18 protein-coding genes and 1 pseudogene are annotated in these 25847 nt (G+C 39.4%); 10 read left to right on the top strand and 9 right to left on the bottom strand.

All coding sequences use genetic code 11. The annotated features are described in order from the left end of the window. Position 1: 1 nt before the first annotated feature. Both yfbR and ALT761_RS08735 read left to right on the top strand, forming a co-directional pair. Positions 2–601: a 5'-deoxynucleotidase gene (gene yfbR / locus ALT761_RS08740; protein ID WP_057792155.1), complete on the top strand. Its 600-nt coding sequence runs from the start codon at positions 2–4 to the stop codon at positions 599–601. Positions 602–615: 14 nt separating this feature from the next. Continuing rightward, the gene (locus tag ALT761_RS08735) at positions 616–1959 is read left to right on the top strand and encodes an anti-phage deoxyguanosine triphosphatase (protein WP_129738054.1); all 1344 of its coding nucleotides are present in this window, start codon (positions 616–618) and stop codon (positions 1957–1959) included. A 58-nt stretch (positions 1960–2017) separates the two neighbouring features. On the opposite strand, the gene ALT761_RS08730 is transcribed toward ALT761_RS08735, so the two are convergent. Beyond that, positions 2018–3064, bottom strand: coding sequence for an RDD family protein (locus tag ALT761_RS08730; protein ID WP_129738052.1), 1047 nt, complete (start codon positions 3062–3064; stop codon positions 2018–2020). A gap of 482 nt (positions 3065–3546) precedes the next feature. Here ALT761_RS08730 and msrP point away from each other — a divergent pair, with 482 nt between their 5' ends. Next, a complete protein-coding gene (gene msrP, locus ALT761_RS08725) occupies positions 3547–4557 on the top strand; it encodes a protein-methionine-sulfoxide reductase catalytic subunit MsrP (RefSeq protein WP_129738050.1) in 1011 nt (336 codons plus the stop codon). Beyond that, entirely contained in the window at positions 4557–5219 is a 663-nt protein-coding gene (locus ALT761_RS08720) for a sulfite oxidase heme-binding subunit YedZ (RefSeq protein WP_129738048.1), read from the top strand. The genes msrP and ALT761_RS08720 overlap by 1 nt, the downstream gene beginning before the upstream one ends. Positions 5220–5236: 17 nt before the next feature. Here ALT761_RS08720 and ALT761_RS08715 read toward each other — a convergent pair whose 3' ends face one another. Next, on the bottom strand, positions 5237–5671 hold the full coding sequence (locus ALT761_RS08715) for a YqaA family protein (protein ID WP_232043566.1): 435 nt from the start codon (positions 5669–5671) through the stop codon (positions 5237–5239). A 358-nt stretch (positions 5672–6029) separates the two neighbouring features. Here ALT761_RS08715 and ALT761_RS08710 point away from each other — a divergent pair, with 358 nt between their 5' ends. After that, positions 6030–6458: a deoxyguanosinetriphosphate triphosphohydrolase gene (locus ALT761_RS08710; protein WP_129738046.1), complete on the top strand. Its 429-nt coding sequence runs from the start codon at positions 6030–6032 to the stop codon at positions 6456–6458. Positions 6459–6549: 91 nt separating this feature from the next. Further along, complete coding sequence (locus tag ALT761_RS08705) at positions 6550–7077, top strand: YchJ family protein (protein ID WP_129738044.1); 528 nt, start codon at positions 6550–6552, stop codon at positions 7075–7077. Positions 7078–7168: 91 nt separating this feature from the next. On the opposite strand, the pseudogene ALT761_RS08700 reads toward ALT761_RS08705, so the two are convergent. The 3 genes and pseudogenes from ALT761_RS08700 to ALT761_RS08690 all read right to left on the bottom strand — a co-directional run bounded on the left by ALT761_RS08700 (position 7169) and on the right by ALT761_RS08690 (position 13858). Then, positions 7169–8233: pseudogene (locus tag ALT761_RS08700) on the bottom strand (IS3 family transposase). A gap of 326 nt (positions 8234–8559) precedes the next feature. Beyond that, positions 8560–11223, bottom strand: a complete 2664-nt coding sequence (locus ALT761_RS08695; RefSeq protein ID WP_197724991.1) for an AAA family ATPase — start codon at positions 11221–11223, stop codon at positions 8560–8562. Between the two features lie 370 nt (positions 11224–11593). Beyond that, positions 11594–13858, bottom strand: a complete 2265-nt coding sequence (locus ALT761_RS08690) for a hypothetical protein (RefSeq protein WP_129738042.1) — start codon at positions 13856–13858, stop codon at positions 11594–11596. Between the two features lie 240 nt (positions 13859–14098). Between ALT761_RS08690 and ALT761_RS08685 the strand changes: the two genes are divergently transcribed. The 3 genes from ALT761_RS08685 (at position 14099) to ALT761_RS08675 (ending at position 17910) form a co-directional block, all read left to right on the top strand. Next, positions 14099–15448, top strand: a complete 1350-nt coding sequence (locus ALT761_RS08685; protein ID WP_129738040.1) for a hypothetical protein — start codon at positions 14099–14101, stop codon at positions 15446–15448. Between the two features lie 430 nt (positions 15449–15878). Then, positions 15879–16856 (top strand): DUF1852 domain-containing protein, encoded by a 978-nt coding sequence (locus tag ALT761_RS08680; protein WP_129738038.1) that lies wholly within the window; start codon positions 15879–15881, stop codon positions 16854–16856. Positions 16857–16881: 25 nt separating this feature from the next. After that, a complete protein-coding gene (locus tag ALT761_RS08675) occupies positions 16882–17910 on the top strand; it encodes a methionine synthase (protein WP_129738036.1) in 1029 nt (342 codons plus the stop codon). Between the two features lie 79 nt (positions 17911–17989). Here the strand turns inward: ALT761_RS08675 and ALT761_RS08670 are convergent, their stop codons facing one another. Continuing rightward, positions 17990–19015, bottom strand: coding sequence for a DUF4350 domain-containing protein (locus ALT761_RS08670; RefSeq protein WP_129738034.1), 1026 nt, complete (start codon positions 19013–19015; stop codon positions 17990–17992). A gap of 188 nt (positions 19016–19203) precedes the next feature. Between ALT761_RS08670 and ALT761_RS08665 the strand changes: the two genes are divergently transcribed. Then, the gene (locus tag ALT761_RS08665) at positions 19204–19983 is read left to right on the top strand and encodes a hypothetical protein (RefSeq protein ID WP_129738032.1); all 780 of its coding nucleotides are present in this window, start codon (positions 19204–19206) and stop codon (positions 19981–19983) included. A 74-nt stretch (positions 19984–20057) separates the two neighbouring features. Here the strand turns inward: ALT761_RS08665 and ALT761_RS08660 are convergent, their stop codons facing one another. The 3 genes from ALT761_RS08660 to ALT761_RS08650 are packed head-to-tail and all read right to left on the bottom strand — an operon-like array spanning position 20058 to position 25744. Then, positions 20058–20717 carry a YoaK family protein gene (locus ALT761_RS08660; protein ID WP_129738030.1) on the bottom strand — a complete coding sequence of 220 codons (660 nt, stop codon included), beginning with the start codon at positions 20715–20717 and terminating at the stop codon, positions 20058–20060. Positions 20718–20763: 46 nt separating this feature from the next. Beyond that, positions 20764–23163 carry an EAL domain-containing protein gene (locus tag ALT761_RS08655; RefSeq protein WP_129738028.1) on the bottom strand — a complete coding sequence of 800 codons (2400 nt, stop codon included), beginning with the start codon at positions 23161–23163 and terminating at the stop codon, positions 20764–20766. Beyond that, a complete protein-coding gene (locus tag ALT761_RS08650) occupies positions 23156–25744 on the bottom strand; it encodes an HWE histidine kinase domain-containing protein (protein ID WP_129738026.1) in 2589 nt (862 codons plus the stop codon). Before ALT761_RS08650 ends, ALT761_RS08655 begins: the two co-directional genes overlap by 8 nt. Positions 25745–25847 lie beyond the last annotated feature (103 nt).

Raw genomic sequence — 25847 nt, 5'->3', positions numbered from 1 at the left:
CGTGTCAGATAAAAGTCATTTTTTTGCTCACCTTGCCCGATTAAAACTGATTAATCGCTGGCCGCTTATGCACAATGTAAGAACGGAAAACGTTCAGGAGCATAGCTTACAAGTAGCCATGGTGGCTCACGCCCTCGCCTTAATAAAGAACAAGTTTTTTGGCGGAACATTAAACGCAGAACGTATTGCTACCATTGCGATGTTTCATGATGTGTCTGAAGTGCTAACGGGCGATTTACCAACACCGGTAAAATATTATAATCCTGATATTAAGCACGAATACAAAAAGATTGAAAAGATAGCCGAAAACATTTTAATCGACATGGCACCAGACGCATTCAAAGAGGATTACGCTTCACTCATTGATGCTAATTTTCACACAGAAGAAGAAGCCTTTATTGTTAAGGCTGCCGACGTGCTATGCGCCTACTTGAAAACCTTAGAAGAACTTTCTGCAGGAAACCAAGAATTCAAATTGGCGAAAAAGCGTTTAGATAAGATTTTAAAAGAATACCATTCAGATGAAGTCGATTATTTCCTGACTCGCTATGTGCCTAGTTTTTCGCTTAGTTTAGACGAAATTACCCAGGAAGAAATTTAAAAAAGGAACACACTGTGACAGTACAAAAATGGGAAGAAGAATTACACGCACGCAGACTGCCGCGCAGTGTTTCTCGCGATGGCGATCATCGTAATCCCTACCAGCGAGATAAAGCTCGCGTACTTCACAGTGCCGCTTTTAGGCGCTTACAAGCCAAAACCCAAGTGTTGGGGGTTGGACTAAGTGACTTTTATCGCACTCGCCTCACCCATTCTTTAGAAGCCGCGCAAATAGGCACAGGTATTACTGCGCAGTTATGCGGTAAGTTTCCAGATATCGCCAGTAAATTAGCCCTTGATGCTACGCTTATTGAAACCCTATGCTTGGCCCATGATATTGGCCACCCGCCTTTCGGACACGGTGGTGAAATTGCCCTTCATTATATGATGCACGAACATGGCGGCTTTGAAGGCAACGGCCAGACCTTTCGTATAATTACTCAATTAGAACCCTACACCGCCGAGCATGGCATGAACCTATGCCGCCGAAGTGTACTGGGCCTTGTGAAATACCCCAATTTTATCGATACCTTAACAACCCCTAATGTTATGGGTGAGCGCCCCGCATCATTACGCCAAGTCAAAGCAAGCCAATGGCATCCGCCTAAAGGCTTGTTTCGCTGCGACGAACCTTTGTTCGATTGGTTGCTAGCGCCGTTTAGCGCTTCTGACAAAGACAAGCTCATGTCATTCAACCAGTTTGATAACAAGCACAGTAAAACCCGCTTCAAGTCTTTTGATTGCTCGATTATGGAACTTGCGGATGATATTGCTTATGGCATACACGATTTAGAAGACGCAATTGTAATGGACATGGTGAACCGACAAGACTTTATTAGCGATGTCACCATGCCGCTCAAGTCACTAGAGATAAAATGGTTGTCAGATAATATTGATGAACTGACCGATAAGCTTTTCAGCAAAGCCCATCACGAGCGTAAAAACGCTATTGGTGCTTTGGTAAACAGTTTCATTACCGCCATAGAAATAGCCGATGTAGAAGGCTTTGAGCATCCGCTGCTTGCCTATAACGCTAAGATGCCAACCGACTTTGAAAGTGGTTTAGAACTGTTCAAGCGCTTTGTTTATAACAAAGTGATTCGTCGTCCTGATGTACAGCAGCTTGAATATAAAGGCCAAATGGTAGTGATGGAGCTACTTGAAGCCTTCAGCTCTGATCCCGAACGCTTATTACCCGAAAATACCCAAGAGCGTTGGTTGAAAGCGTGCGAACAAAATAACGGCATGCGCGTGCTGGCAGACTACATCTCTGGTATGACCGATGAATTTGCCTCACGCTTGTATGGCACACTCTTTTCTCCTCGACAAGGTGGCATTCAAGATAACTTTCACGGTTAGCGTTAAGCGTGGAAAAGGTTGAGTGTGGAGAAAAGTTATTCATTTGCGTAAACCAGGGCTAAACGTTAACTGCATCTGCAACGGTTTGCGCATCTACAACTTGGTTCACACTCCCCTGAATAACCACGGTGGCAGATATTTTATCCTGAATGGCTTGTCTGTTTGGGTCCCAATACACTTGTAAAAAGCCTAATAACCCCGTCGCAAAACCGGCTCCGTAACCGCCGTACCGGCCAAAGCAATCAAGCATGCCAAGTGGCTCACCGCTAAGCGAAACCACGCGAATATTACACACTTTTTTACCTGGAGTTTGCCCGCGCCAGAGTAAAGAGAACAAGGTAAAATAAACCGCAGCCCAACCGAAACCTAAACCTAGATCTTGAATAATCCCTTTACCCCACTGCAAAATACTGGTGACAGATGTTGTGCTACTTTCATTTGTAACTTCGCCCGCAATGCTCTCTGGCACTAAATCTGTATTTTTACTATCTTCTGCTGCATTAGAGTCTTCACCTGCTATAGCCATCAAGTGCAGTAGCGATCGGGTAAATTGAGTACTTTCAGCGTCTTCAATTTCAGCAAGTTCAGGTAATTGAGCAACTAAATTAGCGCTAGCAGCGCTCTGGCAAATTTCATCGCAGTTTTTATCGTTGTCTGTTTGCGCTAAATTGGTACGTATTATTGATTTATCATGCTCACTTAACTCATCTTTCCCTTCTGCTTCTTCTATTTGAATTCCTTGTATAGCGCTATCGCCTTCAAAGAAATCTATTGCTAATGAGAGTACCGTTAGCGAGCTTACAAATAGAAAGCTTGCCGCAAAAAGCTTTAAGGCTCTGCGCCAAAACGGCGACATTTTAGGAAGGTATTGTTGTGCAGTGCCTTTATAAAAAGCCATAGCAGCAACAAAGGCAATTAACGTTGCGCTAAGCTTTGCAGCCATAAATATTAAAATGACATCAATGATCATTGCCAGTGCGCGCTTAATCGGTGTGGCTAGAGGAATACCTAATAGCGCGTGGTCAACTTTAAAGGCATACGGGGTGATCACATCTCTGGTTTCTGAGCCAGATAGCGCTGATCGCTCTTTTTCGTTGGCTTTCATTTTTATACTTGTTATTAAAATAGGTAAACCATTTAAATTACGCGCTTTTTATTTTTAGCTCAAGCTAAAGCTATTGATTACTATGCACAAAAAAGCCTAATTAGTCTAACTCGTATCCTTTAAAGCTATTGTGTGTCTTGCTGTGTTCGCTATCCATTTTTGCTTGGTGAAGATAAGGTTACATGCCAAAGTTACGCCCATTCTCGGGGTGAGATTAAAGATTGACGTGCTTTGTGTTTTAAACGAGGTGTTCTTTGTAATGCATGAAATTTTATTCTTATTTAAAGGGTCTTTATATATGCACGTTTAATCTGTAGTTGCTATTTATCCTTTTTAAAAAGTACGCGTGTATTACATTTTGCAATCTTAAAACCTTGCCTTCACGTAAGTAATGTAACCTCGGCGCCTTCGCGCGAAGCCGAAGTTACTCTGCGTATCGATTTTTTTAATGTTTAAGCGCGCTCAACAATAATGGTGTAAGCATGTCCAAAACCTTTAAACCATCAGTCAAGCTAACCGACAATCACGTAACCGATGAAAGTGTTTACCTTAATCGTCGCCAGTTACTAAAATCTCTTGGTTTTGTAGGTGCTTCTGCTCTGCTTTCAAACTCCGCGAATGCAGCAGGTTGGTTTTGGGAAGACGATGAAAAGCAAGCCGCGGCGTTCAAAACCCAAGCATTGAAATTTAGCCAACCAGAAAAATATCAAATTAGCGAAACTCAAACGCCAGAAGCTAAGGCCACCTCTTATAATAACTTCTATGAGTTTGGTACTGCTAAAGACGAACCGGTTAAAAACGCGCAAGAATTTGATACTTCTGAATGGACGTTAAAAGTAGATGGGCTGGTGAACAAACCGCTTACACTAAATCTTGATGATTTAACGAAACGTTTTCCACTTGAAGAGCGTATCTATCGCCTTCGCTGTGTAGAAGCATGGTCTATGGTTATCCCTTGGATTGGTTATGAGTTAGGCGCATTACTCAAAGCGGCAGAGCCCTTATCGTCAGCCAAATATGTTGCGTTTGAAACCCTCGACGATCCTAAACAGTTGCCGGGGCAGCGTAACCGTTTCTTGGGTGGCGGCATTGAATACCCTTACGTTGAAGGCTTGCGTTTAGATGAAGCCATGCACCCTCTTACGCTAATGTCGGTAGGACTTTACGGTAAAACTCTACCACCACAAAACGGCGCCCCCGTTCGATTAGTTGTGCCATGGAAGTACGGCTTTAAGAGTATTAAGTCGATAGTCCGTATCCGCTTGACCGATAAGCAGCCCCCCACTACATGGAACCGCTTAGCGTCTAACGAATATGGCTTTTATGCGAACGTTAATCCTGACGTATCACACCCACGCTGGAGTCAAGCTAGCGAACGCCGTATTACCACTGGTGGCTTGTTGTCACGTAATAGAATACCTACCGAAATGTACAATGGTTACAGCGAAGTAGCGCCACTTTATGCAAACATGGATTTAACCCGTAACTTCTAATGAAAATATTCAAAAAACCCGTTCGTGTTTCAAATTTAACTCGCAGGTCGTTAAAGGGCATCATTCATTTACTGGCTCTTGGGTATTTAGTTGGCCTTTTTTACGCTGGCATAACAGATAATTTAGGCCCCGATCCTGTTGATACGTTGCTAAACGAAACCGGTATATGGGCAATACACCTTTTACTTATTACGCTGATGTTAAGCCCATTAGCAAAAATACTGCCTAGCCCAGAGCCAATTAAATTCAGGCGAATGCTGGGGATATATAGCTTTGTGTATGCACTGTCGCATTTTGTGACTTACATCCTGTTCGAACTGCAACTAGACATGGGCTTGATTGCTACCGAGTTGGTTAAACGGCCCTATATTGTTGTAGGGCTTACTGCTTTGGTTTTGCTCTTCGTATTGACAGTAACGTCTTTTCAGAAAATTCGTCGCAGTATGGGCAAGCGTTGGCAGCATTTACATAACAGTATTTATTTAATAGTACCTTTGGCGTTGCTTCATTTTTCATGGTCGCAAAAAACCCTATGGCAAGAACCCATATGGTATTGGCTGTTTGCCTTTGTATTGTTATTCAACCGAATTAAAGGTTTGGTGACTACTGCGCGAAAAAAACATGCTCGTAATAAAAACCGGAAACACACTGTACAAATTTAATCAGTACTGGTGCAAATTTAGTGAGTGATAAAAAACAACAGCGCGGCATATCGCGCAGTTTTACTTATTCCCACAATCAGTAAGAAAAACCAAAAACGCGTACGTAAGGTGCCTGCTAGCAGAGTTAATGGGTCACCAATAATTGGCACCCAGGCTAGCAGTAAAGACCATTTCCCCCACTTTTTATACATGACTTCAGCCCGCATAAAGGTGGCGTGAGAAACGCGCAGCAACTTGGTCGCCGCCAATTGGCCGAAGCGAAAGCCCAAAACATAATTTACGATTGAACCCAACACATTACCTGCAGATGCAACAACGAGTAACACCAACGCAGATGAACCGTTTAGCGCCAAGGTGGTAAATACCAGTTCAGAACTTAAGGGTAATATTGTGGCAGCCAGAAACGCTGAAACAAACATACCAACATACCCTAGTGTTATTAAACTGCTCACCGCAAATCATGCCTTATTTTTTGTTACTAGGTTCACGCCATCGTGTTTAACCTAATGAAATTCTATGCGGTTGTAGTGTACCTAAGTCGCCAATTTAGTCATTAAGTTTGCTTACCCTTTGGTGGCTGTACGCCTACCCTTAACCGACAATACGCTGTAGTCATTGATATTAAAGCGTTTGCGCGCGAAGAACGTGCATCTTTAAATCGGTAAAACCATTCAAAAGCATTTAAGAAATAAGCACTGTGTGAAAAAAACACAATTTAATGCTTGCAATCCTTTTAACTTGTAACTACTGTATACGCATACACACTGTATAGATAACCAGTCTTAAAATAACTTACGAAAAGGTAACGCTATGAACACTTCCCCAATTGCACGTTTACAGGCATTACGTACCTCAGTGACCAATAAGTCTGTTTCAAGCACCGCTATTTCTAATGTTGTACAGCTCCCCTTACCTTTCGAAGGCTATCCAGGTGAAGGAAAAGGTGGCACGAGTAAGGGCTGGAATTATCTATTGGCCGATTCAGTGTCGTTTTCAAAAGAAGTCGACCACGCTATCCGTATTCAAAAACCTGAAAAAGAAAAAATGCCAGAATGGATAAGCAAACTGATAACCGGCGGCCAATGCAAAACACTGTATGTTGAAAATATTGATTTAGATTTGCAACCTACCGATAGCGATATGATCAAAAAGCTTTGCGAACTTTATTCAGTATGTTTGGTAAATGTGCGAGTAGATTCAGCGTTAAGTGAAGGCAACCTTGCGATAGGGCCATGGTAATTCGCTTAATTAACCGTTAGCATTGCGCCCGAGTGCACATTTCCCAAACATATATTTAATATGTGCACTGCTAACTTGGTTGTAAAAAATTATGCGATGTTTTTGCTGTTCAAATTTACCATTCTCTTCCTGCTGTGAACCTTTTTTAAAAGGGCAAGCCACACCTCAAACTGCTGCTCAGTTAATGCGTTCTCGTTTTTCTGCGTATGCCAGTAAGCAATTCGATTATGTACTGGCTACTTACACAAAAGTGCGTCAACCGGAATTAAGTGTTGATGAATTAACAGCCAATGCAGCTAATGCCACGTGGTTTGCACTGGAAGTGGGTGAAACCGAGAATGTAGCTCTTATTAAACAAGCCGAAGGGGTTACTCAGGCTACAGTGCTAATAAATGAAGGCGCGACGGATACGGTAGATTTTACGGCTTATTATTTTGAAAATAAAAACCTATATCAGTTACATGAGACATCGAACTTTATTGTTGAAGATGGCAAATGGTGCTATCACGACGGGATACTCCATGATGACTGCGGCAAAGTAAAATACGGCCGTAACTTACCTTGCCTTTGCGGCAGCGGGAAAAAATTTAAGCAATGCTGTGCAACCAAAGCACGCTGAAATGTCTCTTTCTCAAATATCGACAACACGGGACGTACACTATATGACCTTTCCCCGAAATTAGTACCAAACCGTCGATGAGATTTTCATATTATGTTGCCTGTTTTGCAAACTCAACAGGCGACATATAGTTCAGTGAACTGTGAGGCCGAACATGATTGTAATGCTCACGCCATAGATCGATTTCGTAACGTGCTTCATCTAATGTCCTAAACCAATGTTGATTGAGACATTCATTCCTGAATTTGCCATTGAGACTTTCAACAAATGCATTCTGTGTTGGTTTACCAGGCTGAATAAAACTAAGCGTAACGTGGTTTTCTTTGCTCCAGAAGAACATCGCTTTACTCGTAAATTCTGTCCCATTGTCACAAACAATAGAACCTGGTTTTCTTCTAGCATCAATTAAGTCAGTTAAGAAGCGGGCAACCATTCTTTCGCTAATCGAAACAGATACCAGTTGCCCCACCATTTCTCGCGTAAAGTCATCAACACCATTCAACACTCTGAATCGACGGCCGTTACTTATGTGATCAGCAACAAAATCCATAGACCAACGCTGGTTAGCAGCGGTTGGTATATCCATTGGCATGCGCGGTCGCTGCAACTTCCTACGCTTCTTCGTTCGAACCTGAAGCCCTTCTTCCGTATAAAATCTATAGGTATGTTTCCTGTTCTGAACCAGCCCTTCGCCTTTGAGCAAACCGTGCAGCATTAAATAGCCATAGCGCGAATAGTGAGTCGCAAGTTTCTTTAGACGGCTTCTAACAACATCATCAGTCTTCTTATCGATATGCCGTTCTGCTAATTCAAGCAAGCCTACAAGCGCTTGGTTCGCTGAGCCTGAATCGCTCAATCAAGTGAGCCGCGACACGTTTTTTGCCGGTAGGCTTTACCACTTTTTTGAGACAACATACTTCATCGCTTCAACTTCCAGCATTTTCTCGGCAAAAAGTCGTTTTAGTTTATTGTTTTCAGATTCCAGCTCTTTGAGGCGTTTGGCTTCGTTGACTTCCAAACCGGCGTATTTGCTTCGCCAATTATAAAAAGTGCCTGAGGAAATACCCATATCGCGACAGATGTCATCGACCTTGGCACCAGCCTCACGTTGCTTAATCGCTCGAATAATTTGTTCTTCGGTGTAACGCTTTTTGATTTTGAGATCTCCGTTGTCTCCAGTTTATTGGAAATATCATCAATGTCATGGTCTTAAATTTGGAGGAAAGGTCAAATTGACAACTGTGCCTGAAAGTTAAGTTTATTGTTAAATGAACCAATATGCGCGTCGCTCATCTTCATAAATATTTAAGCGAATAATACAGGTTAACTAATTAACTAATTAACTAATTAACTAATTAACTAATTAACTAATTATTATCAGTTAATATTATTGTCCACTAATCTTTCTTATACGATTTCCAAATTTTATTAAGCCCTATAAATCAAACATGACTGTTGTAATTAAGACTAAGACTCAGTGTTTTAAACTTGTTCTAAAACTCGCTCCAAAAAGCTAATATCGAAGTTTACTTCAACTAATTTATCACTGTAAGCTTGAACCAAGCTGGCTGGAGCTTTATTAATGAAATTCGGATTACTCAACTGATTCGTCAGTTTTTGTTTTACACTTTCCCTCTGAGCTTTTTCATAGTTCAATTTTTCAACCGTAAAAGTTGGATTCAATTGTGCTTCGAATACCCACAGTTTCTCGTAAATATTTTGAACTTCTAAACTAGTAGTGGCATGCGAAAAGTTATAGTTATATTCGTCAAAAGCATGATGCTCTTGGTTTTGTCCACTCCAGTTAAGTAAATCATTTTTCAAAAAGTCAAACGTTACTGTACTATCACCCAGTGATTCACCTACTTCTTTATAGGTTGCCTCTAAACTGATTTCCAACCAGTTATCTTTCTTCAACTGTCTGCTAGTAAACTGAGTTGTGATCTGAATAGAGTTGTTTACACAATATTCATTGACCATTGTTTCAAACCAAATTCTTGAATAAACTAGAGCTTGTCTAACGTCATATACGTCTAGTGCTTCTTTTATTTTCTGAGAATAACTGACACCATAATTCTGTATCACTATCCCTTTATTCGTGGACTTTAATACATTACTAGAGAATGTGTCTGCATCTGTTGCTTTTTTATTTTTGTTTGATAATTTCTCCCAAAACATCCTGTCGTGTGTTGTAATAATTCTTTGTATATTTCTCAAATAGCTATCTTCACTGAACATATCAATAATGTTTGACCTATGCTCTGTATCAATTGCATTCACTACATCGTCAAATATTATGATTGGGTGGCTATTTTTCTTGGCAACTGCAAGCAGTAAGGCAAGACCCAATGCTCTGAGGTGCCCTTCACTGAGCACACAAAATGCATCACCTTCTTCATCTTGCATTTTGAGAATAATCCGATAGGTACCGTTGGTTTGTTTGAATTTAATCTCTGATACAACATCACTTGGCGCATCATGCTTGTTTATCTGGTTGTAATACTGCAAAGTAGCTTGTTCTATACCACTAATGTTCTCTAACTCTACTTCCTGTTTATATAAAGTGAGCTCTTCATAAAGTTTCTTGTAGCTCTCTTCAAGTGCTTTCGCAAAGTTATTAAATTCATTATCATTTTTTCTCTGGATATTGCTTCTATTAATGTCAGCCAATATTCGAATAACATCATCATTTAACTCCGATAACTTTCTTTCCCTTGCATTAATGTCAGTTTCTAGTGCCACGCACGCACGAATCTTTTCTTCTATTTCACCAATCGTTGAGTTCAACGAAGTTAAGCGACTAGATTTTTTAGCTACTCTCTTATTCTTTGCTTTCAGAAAGGCATTTAACTGCTCTAGTTCTTTCTCATAAGGAACTAGTGCGCTAAGGCAAGTTGAATACTCTGATACATCAGTTTTGTCAGAGTTCAAAATCGCGTTGAGAACGGAGACGATCTCTTGGCTGAGCGAGTCTCGATGCTCGTTCAGATATTTGTCAATATAGTTTGAAGAGATATCTACTCGAAACTTAATTCGTTCTTCAATTTTTTCACAAGCAATAGTTAACTTATTTAAATGCTCAAGCTTCGGTAGTTCGTCTTTGACAACATCACGCGGATGTTTGCAGACATCACTTATTGGAGTCTCACAAACTGGGCATTTTTCGAGTGTGGAAATGTCATCGAAATTTTGGACCGCCTGGTAAAGCTGTCGGTAATTCAGCTTACTTGAATCTGCTCTAAGCTTAGCTTTTTTCTCTTCAAGTTTATTGTTCAAACGTTTAAGTGCATTTAAATACTTAGTTAAACCATAAATATCTAATTCATCACTTGCAACTTCAAATCGTTGTGTAGAAGCCACCAAATGTGCTTTCAGCTTTGTGTAATAACTTTTTCTCGCCTTGATGTTTACGTCATCAAATGTTTTCAATTCAAATAATTCAGCTAGTTCAGATTTATTATTTTCAATGTTGAAAATTTCATTTCGTCGTATAGATTTTTTATCTCTCAGTTTTTGAACTGCTTCTCTATAGCTCACATCTCCCGACGTTTTGATAAAGTCATTTGCTCTAAACGATGCTGGCTTAACCATGCCATTGATAATTTCGTCAATTTCTTCTAATTCAAAGAGAGTGGCGAGAACATCGGACTGTTTTACATTAGTATCTTTTGAACCAAGTAAAGAAAACTCATGAAGTCTATTCCTATCGATAAAACAGCTATTCCAATATGGAGAGACAGGAGCCTCTGCACCACTGGCTAGAATGCACTTTATTTTATGAACTCCTCCATTTTTTATATAATTCTTAATGGGGGTATTCCGACGGTTAGCCTCTTTAACGTCATTTGTAAGGCTGTATTCAATCGCCTCACATAATGAGGTTTTACCTCCACCGTTTGGCGCAAAAAACACATTAACTCCCTTGGTAAACGAAATAAATGTGCCTTCGTCATTTTCATTAAGTGAAGAAAAGCCCCTAAAGTTTTTTACTTGAATGGACTTAAGTGCACTGAGGACGATAGACGAGCTATCACGCGTTATTTCTGCATTTGGATTAACTAGACTCCTGAAGTGATTTGCATACTTTACTACTCGTCGCTTCAACCTCCCCAGCTCTCCTAACTCCGCGAATACAGATTTAGTCAATCTCTTGTCTTTCCGGCTCTTAACTATATGTAAAAGGTATAGATAAGAAGGATCATCACTTGAGATTTGTTTTCTTAGAAAATTATTTAAGTGGTAGCTCATTTTAGTGGTGCACTGCAACAGGTTGATAATTGATGCTACCACTAAAAATAGTTAATTGTTACATCGAAGAGTTATATCGAATGGATGGCTTTTATCAACATACTCTGGAGGTTTTGAGATATTCAAATAACTCATTTTTTGATAGCCTAGAAATGTTACTTTTATCGCTGAACGAGATAGGATTAGCATAAACTTTATTATTTAATGACTTAGTCAATATTGGTTGACGCAAACTTTTAATGTTATCTCTAAGTTAGTAAAATCAGATTTAATTATCAACATCATCAAATATTGAACGTTCATTATGAGTTGAAATTGAAAGGTGCTCTCTTTCAAATACATCATTCGGATCATAAGCCCACTTTGTGGCCATTTCTTTTATTTCATCTTTTATCCAACCCTTTGCAACAGCTAACTGCGTACAAATCTCATCATCGCCTGAAAAAATTTCTTCATAATCATTAATTGCGTAATCCAAATCAGAAAAATAATCCTCAGGTTCTGATTCTTCATCATAATCAGAAGATAAATCATCGATAATACACTCTATATTATTTATAACTTTTTCTTTTATATTTATTTGAATAGATGATAATTCAGATTCAGATAGTAAGATTTTGACATCATCTTTTGCAAATTGTGTGTCATGTTCTTCAATTGCAAGTTTATGCAATGACTGTGCTACTGCAATTCTTCTTTCTTCAGGGAGCAAGCCTATATTAAAGAGTTTAGAAATTACTTCCAAATTTGGATCTAACCACACTGAATGATCAATCGTTAGACTTTCTAGGAAATCTGGATTCTCCTTTAAATAAACTGATAGGAACTTATGATTGCATTTTTTCGCTAAAAAATGCCTAACTGCTCTTTTGTTATACCAGGTATTAATTTCGAAGGTTTTCATACGATTTATGACAAGGAAATAGTGAGACTCAGGAACAATTACTTTTACGCCATCCATTTCAATATCTATGCATGCAACTTCTTGAAATAACACTTCTAAAGGTGCACCGCCTAAGTAGATATCAAGTAATTCAACATCATCAGCTACATATTGAGCAAAGGCATCTCTAATAGTTGGGTGTTTATATCTCCAGATATATTGCCCTTCTTCAAAGCTTTGGGAAGTTAAACTGCCTTCTAAAAACTTGAGTGAGGAAATTACCCCATCAAGTGTTCCCCCAAGTAGTTTCAATGCATTCAATTCACTTTCAGCTAACTCAATCGGGCTTGCCAATGCTCCAGCCCTCATAAAAATGGCCGCAAGAGCTGAGATATTTTGTTTATCTAGAGTTGATAAAACATCTAAAAGAAACTCAACAGGGCTTTCAACAAAGTTAACCAATGTTGATTTACTAACTCTAAGTTCTTTCGTGAAAAACTTATCTCCAAGTCTTCTTGCTATCTCTGGGGTGAACTTCTCATTGTTGGCAATATCTATTAAAAAGGGCTTAACTTCTTTTTTAAAACTCAGAGGTTGATTTCCCAACTTAATATGGTTGTATAATATCTGTTCTCTTTCATGTTGAGATATATCTTGAACATTAATTACGACCTGAGAAGCTTTCATCACAGGCAAAGAGCTTTCTTTCAAATCACCTTTTGCACTTTGATATATGTAATCTCGTGATGTAAATATAACTTTGGCGCCGTTTTTAATAGCAGTACCAATATGTGGAAAAGTTCTTGCCCATGCAAATGTAGCACTCCAATCAACTTGAGTAGCCCCAAAAGCATCATCTATCCAAAACAGTCTTTTCGGCTCATTTGGGTTCCAATGACGTATAAATTCATCACTTGAACATAATTTAAACGTATTACATCCCCATTCATCTAGCGCGCCTAATGCCAAAGATGCAGCAATGGTTGACTTTCCACATGCTGGCTCACCTAGCAACAAAACAAAGCCATGCTCAACTAAAGCCTTAGCACTTCTATTAAAAGCATCGGTTAATACAAACTTTGAAATATCATTACCTAACGAATTCAAAATTGCTTTTGCTTGCTCTCCTGCTCGCTCATCAAGAATTTGGCTTAAATCGCCTAATCCATAAACTCTTGGCACAAGCATTCTTAGTCGTGGTGACTCAACTATAAGCTGAGAGATTCGTTCCTTCCCGTATGCAGCGAAATACTCTATTCCATCGATACCTTCAAAAACTGCACGTAGAGACTCATCTTGATACCCCGTTAACTGGGTATTTGTGAATAACACATAATATTTAGCAAGACCTTTTGCAGCCAACCTTTTTGCTTTTTCTATATCATCTTTTAAATCAGAGACTTTTATTCCTGCTTTATAATCAGAGGAGAACTTACACTGGGCAGTAAATGAACCTGATTTAGATTTATTCGGTTTATCTATCCAGACACCATGATATGCACCATCTCTACCACCATCATGTGAATCGAAAAAAGACTGTACATCGTGCCCAAAAATATCCGTCATTATGGTAACCGAAAGATCTTGGAATGCTTTCCAGCCTAATGTATGGAGTTGAAAATCAACGATGTTGTTGGATTGTGCTGTCATAGATATCTAACTTTATTGATTATTGATTATTGATTATTACTGTTGCTCTATTAAAAATGAGTGTAACAGATAAAATCAGGTGTCTTTCTTTTTTGCTAATTAAAATTCCAAGCTCCTTACAAAAAATTCTAATTCATGCAATGGCAATAGACACTTTAAAAGTTCGGATAGCTAATTGTTAGTTGCATTAAGTTAACCTAAACAATAAGCTGTACATTTATACAGCCAACTCGGTGAAGAATGTCAACATTTCTAATACCATATGCATTGTTTTTGTATGGTGCAGCTTATAACTTACAGCAAATTTTAGATGGACTAGGGCTAAACAGTAGTAATTTCATTACTATAAATGAAGCTGGTTTTATAAACGGGAGTTATTGGTCTCCATCAGAAGCGGCTCTAGTTCCTCTTAGTGCACTTATTTTAATATCACTCTTACTTTGCTTTTTACTTCCAATATGTGGATACATAATTGCTAGAAAAAAAGGAGTAGTTACAGTGTTACTTCTTATGTTTAGTCCGGGATTCTTATCAATCCTCGGATTCATTCCAAATATAAACTATTTACCAGACTCTTACGGAATTAGCGAAGCTGGTAGGCTGGGCAGTACTATAGGGTACATTCCATTGTTAGTTATGGGGGTTTTAGTTGGATGGAGCTTAGCACTAATAATTGTAGATTCATTGGGGTTGCAAGAACGATTTAGACAAGCGTTTGATCATCTATGGTATCTATTTGCACTGCTAACAGCCGTTTTCTTTGTTTATGAGTTGAATGTTTCGGGTTCAAAGTCTGATTACTCAGAAAAAGATCTATTATCTAAAAGAGCCCATTCGTATTTGCTTGAACAAGTAAAAGATTACGATACCTTATGTCGTAAAAATAAGATGGATTTAGTATCTTGCGATTGGGCTTCTTACATTCAACCGGTCATAAATGAAAACATGGCTTATCACCATAAGGTGTATATTTCTTTGGGGGCAGATACTGTAAAAGACTACTATTCCCCGAAATGGTCTGCGATCGATGCTCATGTGATTGACCAGATTAGAAATGAGCTAATGGCTTATAATGATGTAATGTGCCCTGTGACTCATATTTCAAAAAATTCTCAACAATATGTGAAAGAGTCTCACATTTGCCAAATAACTCCCGCAATTTATTGTAATGCAAGATCTGAGTTAAATGGAAAAAATGTAGATGTTATAACTAGACCACTTGCCATTGCTAATGAATGTATTGTACCTATGCTACTAATGAACAAGAAGCAAATGCAAAAACGGTCTGAGCAACTAAAGGCAGTAAGAGTTGATTATAGCTATAGATGGCTGTTTTTTATATTTTTTTCAGTAATTGCAGGTCTTAAAATTGCAAATTCAACAACAAAGCTATTTGGCTTTGATAAACGTGAAAGTAACGACAAGCGCAGATCTATAACAGCTTTTCTAGCCCCATTTAAACTCCTCTGGCTTATTTTTTCTTTACTAGCAAGATTACTCAATAAATGTAAAATTGTAGCGAGTAACGTACTTAAGGGATCTCTAATACGTAAAAAAATTCACGATAAAGAGCAACCCACTATAGAGTGATACTCTCTGCTTTCACCTTACGACGTGAGGACGTTATTTTCAGCAACTCGTAAAGCATTCATTGCTTAAGATTAAAAACTATATAGTCCATTTAACATCGTTTAAATGGACTGTATAAGAAACTATGATTCTCAAATGTTATAAAGATTTAAAGAGTCCATTTTTTTAACTACAGAGTTCCAACGCTTCACCAGCTTGCCTACTATCATCCAAAATAATTATTAACCGACACTTAAAACATGAGCAAAAATCATTATTAAATGAAATTAAATCATTTTTATTCATGGAATGATTTACGTATAAATACCGCTCAGTTCACTTCTACCGAGACGTTACCGTTAAATTGTAGTAGGTAACGGCGCTTTCACTACATTGGTTTGAGTGAGCGGAAAATTTCGGTTTATGTTCACAAATGGAATGTCAGATCACCATGAATAACACTTTTACTTTTTCGCTTAAGCGCGTTTGTTTTGATGAGAACTATCGTCCATCTGACAACACACGCATCACTACTAACTTTGCTAACTTGGCTAGAGGTAGACGACGCCAGGATAATCTTCGAAACGCATTACAGATGATAGACAATCGTTTTAATGCTCTAGCGTATTGGGACAATGTTAGCGGCGATCGTTATTCGGCAAAGCTTGAAATCATTTCGGTTGATATTGATGTTGAAGGTAACGGCTGTACTTTTCCTACCATTGAAATACTAAAAACCAATATTCTTGATCGCAAAACCAATACAACCATTGAAGGAATTGTGGGGAACAACTTTTCGTCTTATGTACGAGATTACGACTTTAGCGTGATCTTATCTGAGCATAACAAAGACCGAGACCAGTTTAGCATTCCCAATGATTTTGGTGATTTGCACGGGAAGATGTTTAAAGCATTCGTGAACTCGGACGTTTACAAAGAAAGTTTCAGTAAGTTACCTGTTATTTGCCTGAGTGTGTCGGAAAACAAAACTTACCAAAGAACGGAAAATCAGCACCCTGTATTAGGTTTTGAATACCAGCCTAATAGCGCATCGTTAACCGAGCAGTATTTCCAAAAAATGGGGCTGCAGGTTCGCTATTTTATGCCGCCTAATAGCGTTGCACCTTTGGCATTCTATCATTTTGGTGACTTGCTAAACGATTATACCAACCTTGAATTGATAAGCACGATTAGCACCATGGAAACCTTTCAAAAGATTTATCGCCCTGAGATTTATAATGCAAACGCGGTCGCAGGTAGAGTGTATCAGCCGAATTTAAAACACCAAGATCATTCACTCACACAAATAGAATATGACCGAGAAGAACGCAATCACTTAGCGGCTCAACAAGGTAAGTTCGTGGAAGAGAATTTCATCAAGCCTTACCACAATATTCTTCAACAATGGTCTGCAAACTGCGCCCTTTAACTCATTCAAACGTGTAGTACATATTATGAAAAAATTATTACCTACTTCAATTGCTGGCAGTCTTCCTAAACCTTCTTGGCTTGCGCAACCTGAAACACTTTGGTCACCTTGGAAATTAGACGGTGATGAGCTGACTCAGGGCAAACAAGACGCCTTACGTCTTTCGTTACTTAACCAGCGACAATCTGGCGTTGATATCATTAGCGATGGTGAACAAACTCGACAACACTTCGTTACCACCTTTATTGAACATTTAAACGGTGTTGATTTTCAGCAGCGTAAAACGGTAAAAATCCGTGATAGATATGATGCCAGTGTGCCTATGGTGGTTGGTGAGGTTACTCGTCAAAAAGCTGTGTTTGTCGATGATGCCAAATTTTTACGTCAACAAACTAGCCAACCGATTAAGTGGGCACTCCCCGGCCCAATGACGATGGTAGATACCCTTTACGACAGCCACTATAAAAGTCGTGAAAAGCTTGCCTGGGAATTTGCGAAAATATTAAACCAAGAAGCCAAAGAGCTAGAAGCTGCTGGCGTTGATATTATTCAGTTTGATGAACCTGCTTTCAATGTATTTTTCGATGAAGTGAATGACTGGGGCATTGCGGCACTTGAACGTGCTGCAGAAGGGTTAAAATGTGAAACTGCCGTACATATCTGCTACGGCTATGGGATTAAAGCCAACACCGATTGGAAAAAGTCATTAGGTGATGAATGGAGACAATACGAAGAAATTTTTCCAAAACTGCAATCGTCCTCTATCGACCTTATTTCACTAGAGTGTCAAAATTCTCGGGTTCCCATGGAGTTAATAGAGCTGCTTCGTGGGAAAAAAGTGATGGTTGGTGCTATAGACGTAGCCACCAATGCTATTGAAACACCAGAAGAAGTCGCTAATACCCTAAGAAAGGCCTTACAGTTCGTTGATGCTGACAAACTATACCCTTGTACTAACTGTGGCATGGTGCCGTTATCACAACATGTAACACGTGGAAAACTCGATGCATTGAGTGCAGGTGCTGAAATCATTAGACAAGAATTAACTCGTTAGTGCTAAAGCCCTGATTGTTATTACGGAGCTGACATTGAGTTTGCATCTATGCGCTACTCAACTTTTTTGTCAGCTCTGATTAACCCGCTAGCCAATGAATAATGTTAAGTAAAAATCGTTCGTTTTGTTCAGCCCCCACCGACCTCATACCATGTTTATCTCCCGTACGCGTATCGATTTGAGAAGAAAACATCATGCCTTCAGAAAACACTGCAACCCGCCCCTTACCGAATACCAACAAGGCACCTTGACTCCAGCCTTCGATGGCTCTTCGACGCGTGCTTGACGTTATTTCAAAAGGAACTTCTGGCTCAATAGATACAGTACGTGGCCCAAGGGTTAACAGTGAAGTTGCTTCTTGTGGTGGTAAAAAGGCAGCGCCGCCGAAAGTTTTAACTTGTATCACTTCTTTTGCGTGCAACTGACTGTTTAATAGTGATGTGAATGCGCCATTTTGACTTTCTTGCATAAATACAGGAAGTTCGACATGGTTTGGGGGTTTCGCTTCAGAATTAACATTAGCGCTAAAATTATCATCTTGCTTAGCATCTTCATGCGCATAGGTTACTGCATGGCTAATCAGCGTACCCGTGGCCTTGCTAAATAGTGTTGCTTTGACGTGGCCATTAGTAAAAGTGAAGCCCAACGCTGTTGCTAGGCTTTCTATTACTTTCGGAAAAGGGGCGTGATCGGCAATAAGAAAAAGTGAGCCGCCATTTCGTACCCATGCAATAACAACAGATACTTCATCATTAGTCAGCGCTTGGTTGAACGGGGGTTGCCAGTTGCTTCGCTTTTTATCAAGGGCGTTGGCGATAACAAGAATATCCACATTTTTAAGGGCCTGTTGGCTGAAACTTACCTTGTTTGATTCAACCGTGACTCCGTCGCTGTGTAACACCTGAGCAAAGGGTTTGAAACGATTATTGATGGTGAGAAAATTGTGGTGAGATTCATCAACCAGTACCACTGGGCTAGCATTTGAGGTGTAAGTCGCTGATCGCTCGTAGGGTTCAAATGTCGTATCTGCTTGTTGGGGGCTGTCAGAGCAAGAAGACACTAAAAGCACATTGAAAAGAATCGCCAGTCTCGCCATCGCTTTCATTAACACGTCCTTATGAATAACTTCTAAAATAAAAAAGATAACAATAAAGCCAGGAATTTCAGAGCATTAAATAAATTTCAGACTGTAATTAGATTATTTTCCAATCATTTTGTAATTTTTATCTTTTGCCCATGACTATAGCTTTGAAGGTTAATTAATAATCACCAAAGCATATACAGGGGATCACGATGACGGCACACACTTCAGGCAATCAAAATGAGTTAGCGTTACAAGCCACCCAAACACACGAAAACAATACCTATGGGATAAATACAGGGCGTTTAGATAACAGGGCCTGGCTTCAACAAGGTTGGCAATTATTTAAGCAAGCCCCTTTTTCATTATTTGTTCTTATGCTGAGCCCGTTAATTATTGAAGGTATTATACAGCTATTACCTGCGCAACTAATACCTGATCCCCTACTAGCCGCGCCCATGTCCATAATGCTTTCAAAATGGATAATGGTGCCTGTTATTGGCGCTACTTGGCTATGTATTCATAACTTGGCGACAAAAGGGAAAGTATGGTCGTTTTCTGCAATAAGCAATGCATCGTGGGGAAAATTTCTACTTATTAGCCCTCTCCTTTTGCTGCCGTTTTTAAGTCAGCTTTTGTTCTCTTGGGTACTACTTGGTAGTAACGGTGTAGATTTGCTTTTATTCCAAAAGCTTATTGATATAAGCGCCCACACATTAGGTTTACTATTCTCATCGGCAGTGCCATTTATTATGCTATTTCTGTTTGTTGCACCACTAATGTTGATAGCTAAACGTACTTTTAAACAAAGTATGGCAACAACCTTTTCGATTGTTTCTGCACAGCCTAGTGCTTTCGCCATGTTAGCTGCACTAAACACCTTGGTTATTTATTTTGCGCCACACACCTTTGGTTTGTCTGTGTTACTTGCATGTCCAGTACTTGCTTGTATCCATTATGGTGCTGTTAAGCCACATCTAGCGCATAAATAATCTTTAAAATAGACCCAAACAAGGCCGCTAATGTCCGCGGCCTTTTTTAACGTTTACCTTTGCTAATGTTTCACTTATACCGCTTTTCGCAAATAGACGTTGTAAATCATCGCTATCACTAGGCATACGCCAGCTGGCGCAATAAGCGAAAAGAACTGAAACATGCCAAACAGAATTGCCCCCGCTGTGCCACCAAAAATGAAACCGATAATAATTAACAAGAATAGCTTGGTTTTTCTAGTATCTAGCTTTTCCCCTCGACACAGGGCTCCAAGCATAATACCTAAATCGGTGAAAATACCAGTAACGTGAGTGGTGCGAATAATAGCGCCGCTATAGGTGGTAGCTAACGCATTTTGAAGCCCGCAAGCCGCTGAGGCAAAAAAATGGCCAATGAACTGTTCGTTATACAAAAACGCTAAGGCAATAAGCAATAAAAGCGCTTCTATCACAAGGGCAGTATCGTAATGCCGGCCAAGTTTCAATGTAAAACCATGCAGTAAGAAACCAGCAATGGAAGCGCCTGCAAGAAAAGAAAGCAAAACCCCTACAAGATGCAGTGCATTTTGCAAAGAGCCTTGGTAAACACCAGTACCTAAAAGGGTTGCAGTACCCGATAGATGCGAGACAGATTGATGGTCAAACCCAAGTAGTCCAATCGCATTCACATACCCAGCCACCAGCGCTAAGATAAATGCGCCGAACTCTACCCACTTAGGAAGCTGAGAAATCATAGTAGCCAGTCTTTATTTAATACCTGAATATACTAAAATTGTAAGGCTAACGCTCAGTCACTGCACTCACTTTTTGACAGCTTTGAAGGTATTCCATTAACCCCACTAAATTAAGTGGCTTTGCAAAGTGATACCCTTGCATCGCAGATACACCAATACTTTTCGCAAAGTGAACCTGCTCGTGCGTTTCTAGCCCTTCCAAAGTACATGGCATTTCAAGTGAATTGCACAGCTTGATCACATTTTCAATAATAATGGATCTTCTTGTTGCACTGTTGTTGTCTAGCGGAAACGTGGGTAATAACGAACGATCTATTTTAATCGCATCATAAATATCGTCTGCCAATTCTGAAATACAGGAAAAGCCTGTACCGAAGTCATCTATAGATATTTTAAAACCCATTTTTTTCAGCTTAGTTAATGTCGCTCTTGCTCTGTAGTTTTGTAGCGTAGACTCAGTTATTTCAAGTACGACGTCACACGTATCTATTTTGTGCGCCAACAGCATGTCAGTAAAAGCTTCAACCACAGAACTCTTTTGTAACTGTACAGCAGACATATTGAGATTTATTTTTATATTGTCGAACCCGCATGATTTAAGTGTTTTAAGGGCAATGCACACCTCTTCTAACATATGAAGTCCAATTTCATGTATTTGCTGAGTTCGTTCTGCAATGGGGATAAATTTATCTGGACTTATTGTTCCGTGACTAGGCACATGCCAGCGAGCAAGGGCTTCTAACGAGATAACATGACCTTGAGCGTCTACAATCGGCTGAAAATAAGCGCTTATCTCTCTTGAAGAAATAGCGTGATTTAACCCTTGTTGTATAAAAAGGCGATACTCAATATCTTTAGATAAACTTTCGTCAAATGTTACTACATTATTTTTGCCTACCTGTTTTGCTGAATACATTGCAATATCCGCGTTCTTTAACAAGTTTCCAGCTGACATACTGCCAGAAGAAACAGCCACACCTATACTCGCAGTCACTTTAAAATCACCAACAGTGGTTTTAAAGTGGGTAGAAAAAATACCTTTTAACCTATTTGTAATGCTTTCCAGCTCACTATCTAAGGTAGATGTCGTAATAATAATAAATTCGTCACCGCCAAAACGGATGATATAGTCATCTTCCCTAATAATTGATCTCAAACGGCTGACACACGCTTTAAGTATTTGATCACCTACATCATGACCGTGGGAATCATTAATTAGCTTAAATTCATCTATGTCAATGAAGACAATTGCACAAGGTGCGAGACTTTCCGTGTACCGTTCAACAATATTATTTAAATAGTTTCGATTACCTGCGCCTGTAAGTGCATCGGTAAAGGCTAAGTACTTTAACTGCTTTTCCGATGTTTTAAGTTTTGTTATATCGGTAAGTATCGCTACATGAAATTGTTTAGGTGAATCTTGATAAAGTGTCGCTACTGACATCATCAAATAACGACGTTGTTTATCTTTTGAGACAATAGAAAGCTCGGTTTGCTTCCCATCCATAAGAAAATCTGGTTTTACATCATTTTTCCTATCACTAGGAAATATAGAGAGAATATCCTTTGAGAGTACTTCGTCTCTTTTTCTTTCCAACATGATTAGTAACGCATCATTGGCCTTAATAATCTTCCCAGTATCATCACAGACTAAAATTCCTTCTTGCACCTCGCTAATAATTTTATCTGCAACCGTTAACTTCGTTTCAATATGTTGGACTTTCGAAATATCTTGAATCGCACCAACTTGAACGCTCCCTTCAGCCAAGATGACATCAGAGAGTACCACTTGGAACCAATGCGTATTTTGCTCATCGGTTTGAACTTGTAGGAGTGAGCGGTAGCTAGACTTAGTTTTAACAGCCTCTTTCAGCTTTGGCACTTCTTCACTAGGAAATAAATTGTAAAAATTATCAATACTCATTTTACTAGGAAAAGTGTATAAGTTTTCTACGCCATTGATGAAAATAGAGTTTGAGGCTTCATCAACTTCTAACACACCTAGTTTTGCAACATTAGATGCCATAGAAAACCTTGAATTAGATTCTCGGATATCGTCTTCAATTCTTCTGCGCTCTATTGCAACCCGCATTGCGGTTTCAAGAGATGCGCTCCCATAAGGCTTGACTAAGTAGCCATAAGGAGAAATTGCTAATGCGCCAGCAATAGTATTGTCATCGCTGTAGGAGGTAGTAAAAATAATAGGTATACCATACGTACCAACTATGGCTTCTCCTATCTCAATGCCTGTTTCTTCACCTCCTAAATTAATATCCATGAGAATAATGTCTGGTAGGCATTTATCAAAAATTGAAAATATTTTTTCAGCCGTTTTTGCTATTCCCAAGACACTCATTCCGAAAGATTCAACATAACGGCTGGCATTTAATGCATCTATTGTCTGATCTTCTACTATAAGCACTTTTACTTTGGGTAATTCAGTCATTCGCTAAAACCTCGCCAATATTTTTCATGACAGCTTTTTGTAACACTTGACTATCAACAGGCTTAGTTAGCACATCAACGTCTTTAATTGGTTCGGGCAGCGCTATTCCGGCACCATATCCCGTGATAAACAAAAAAGGGATGGATTGCTTTTTGAGTTCTTCACCTAAATTGAACGAGTTTTCTTCCCCTAGATGAACATCAAGAAATACTATTTGAGGAGTAACTTTCTTCAACGCCGCCTTCGCAGCGATTACATCCCCATATACATCTATATATTTAAACCCAACACGCCGCAATTTCTTTTGTAAATCTAGAGAAATCAACAAATTATCTTCAATGACAAACGCCCTACCCAACGTAGCTCTGTGGTTATCGTCGCTGGCCACTAAACGCGTGTTGGTAGTGACCTTAGGTGTATCTTCTGGTGGATACTGGACTTCTTCGCCCTTACAAACTTCTATATACTTCTTAGGTATAGTAAATTGTGCTTGGAGTCCCGACAGTTGGGGGCTGAACTTAACTTCTCCGCCTAATTCATGTGGAATAACTGATTTGATAACAGTCATTCCAAAACCATCAGTGTCCATTTTTGCTAATGGTGGGCCGCCAAATTCTTTCCAAAAGATTAAGATATTTTGATTATTATCTAACGCCCAAGTTACTGATACAGTGCCATCACTACTGGTTGCGCTAAGTGCACCATACTTAGCTGCATTGGTTATAAGCTCATGAAATACCAGTACTATAGGCGTTACCGCATATGACGTAATCTTGATATTTGGCCCTAATATAGTAAACGCCGCTTCATTAACCATATAAGCTTTAAGTTCATTTATTAGTAGCGTTTTGAAACTAATGCTGTTCCATGACGAGTGTGTAAGCTGGTCGTGCCCAAGTGCTAGAGCAGATATTCGAGATGAAAGTGAAGCTACAAACTCATCTAAATTTTCTTTCTTTTGAGATGTCTGACCAATGATGGCGCCTACCAAATTTAAGATATTTCTAACCCTGTGATTAAGCTCTCCAATGAGTAACTCTAGTCGTTCGTTCGCCTCTCTCTGTAAAGTTTCTTTTTCGTGTAAATGACGAATTGTTAATTCCATAATACCCAGCCTAATAGACTTAGCACGCTCAACGTCTAACGCAGTCCATGCATTAGATTTTTCTCCATTCGTTTCAATCCACTTTTCAAAGCTGGTTCGTGGCGTCAATCGTTGGCGCGTATCCATGTTGGAAAGGCTTTTTTGTGGGTTTCCGGCCCAACTAACTTCTTGTACTGCCGACATTCTGAATAGAAATATATAATCTAAAGGAAGCTTTGATATTTGAAGTGCTAACACACCAGCAACGTGCTTATCGGTTAATCGCTTATCAGCGGCCACTAAATTGTCTAATTGATAAAATTCAGCTTCAGGTCGTCGTTGTAATACTTCAATAAGGATATTGATTTTTTTCTCGCTAAGAGATGCACCATTGTGCTGAAATTCGCCGTTAAAAGCACAAGCTATCCCATCCACATCAATAAGGTTCTTTACTAAATCTAACTGCTCAACAATGGCTAGGGTCAGTGAATGACTGACAGAAAGGTTACTTAATACTTTTGCGAAGGTAGCATTTGCTCTTTCACTGACGATAATGCGTTCCATCACTAAGCGCCTGGCCAGTTCTAGTGAAAATAACTCACCAAACAATTCTAGTTCCTCTAACGTACGCCCCGTTAAATGCCTAGCAGTATTGTGGTGACAGGCAATCAGCCCCCATAGTTCTCCATCAACAATAATAGAGATTGACATTGAAGCGCCAACCCCCATATTTTTCAAATATTGTATATGTATCTCAGATACTGCTCGGGTCCTAGAAAATGACAAATCCAATAGCGCAGATTTATCATCTACAGATAAGATAGGATACGTCTCGCTGTTAACATCAGTAATTAATCTAATAAGATTCTTTTTGTACAGAGCGCGTGCTTGTTTAGGTATATCTGATGCTGGGTAACGTAAACCTAAAAACGAAGACATATCACTTTCTTTCATTTCTGCAATGACTTCTCCCGAACCGTCATCAAGAAACTGATAAACCATCACCCTATCAAACCCAGTAATAACCTTTATACCCGTTACTAGTACGTCAAAAAGGTCTTGCAAATCTTTAGGGCCGGTAATCTGATTCATCATGGCTGCGAGAATATTATCTTGCACCTGTGTGTGATTGCTCTCTTCAAATTCGAAGATTGCATTCATGCCATTTTGATGGACACTAACATCGAAAAGCGTATTTATGGTTGGAAGAGAAAGCGAATAGATTCGACAGGGTTTATTGATGATGGTTGACTGATGTAAAGCCCCCCTAAGCGAATGAGACGCTTCTCGGCCTATTAGTTCCCACAGGGAAGTACCGAGCAATGCATTCGCATTTAAACTGCAACTCAGTTCAGCGTTTGAAGATATATGAGTGATTACCCCTTCACTGTCCACCGAGACAAAAAAACCAAAAGACTGTACCCTCCCTAATTGATGGATAGGTTCTTTGTCACATTCATTTTCTGGATACAGCTTTCCGGTTAAATTACCTTCCATAACGCTCGTCTCACTTTGTTAATGTACCGCTACCTGCCGCGCAATAGAAGAAAACTATGTACACATGGTGTCGTTGTTGATTAACGTATTAGTCAGATAAGTA

The sequence above is a fragment of the Alteromonas sp. 76-1 genome, from assembly GCF_900654235.1.
GTDB lineage: Bacteria > Pseudomonadota > Gammaproteobacteria > Enterobacterales > Alteromonadaceae > Alteromonas > Alteromonas naphthalenivorans.
The sequence above is the reverse complement of the archived record's forward strand: the minus strand, read 5'-3'. Positions and strand labels throughout refer to the sequence as shown.